General features: G+C 65.7%; 1 protein-coding gene. It reads left to right on the forward strand.

Features of this window, described 5'->3' with window-relative positions:
* Positions 1–161 precede the first annotated feature (161 nt).
* Positions 162–452, forward strand: a 291-nt coding sequence (locus FLQ44_RS18200; RefSeq protein WP_170253030.1) for a helix-turn-helix domain-containing protein, incomplete at its 3' end; no start/stop codon positions are given.

Raw genomic sequence — 452 nt, forward strand, 5'->3', positions numbered from 1 at the left:
GCGGAAGCGGGGTTGGGGACACAGACGAAACCCTGCGCGAGCCTTGCCCCCTCGCCCCTGCCCCTCTCCCACGATGTATGGACCGGAGACATAGTGGACAGTCGTTCGGAGACATGGTGAACACCGCAAGCTGGGGCGTTTGGGATGCGAGGAGCGTTCGGATGCCGTGGCAGGAGGTTTCTGCGGTGGAGTTGCGAAAGGAGTTCGTGTCACTGGCTTCGCAGGAGGGCGCCAACGTGCGTGCGCTGTGCCGGCGGTTCGGGATCAGCCCGGGTACGGGCTACAAGTGGCTTGAGCGGGCGCGTCGCGGCGAGCCGTTGGAGGATTACAGTCGTCGCCCTCGTCACTCGCCCTCACGCAGTTCGCAGGCGTTGGAATCGCAGGTGATCGCGTTGCGACAGGCGCATCCGGCATGGGGCGCGCGCAAGCTGGCAAAGCGCCTTGAGGTGCTC

The sequence above is a fragment of the Vogesella mureinivorans genome, assembly GCF_007644035.1.
Taxonomy (GTDB): Bacteria; Pseudomonadota; Gammaproteobacteria; order Burkholderiales; family Chromobacteriaceae; genus Vogesella; species Vogesella mureinivorans.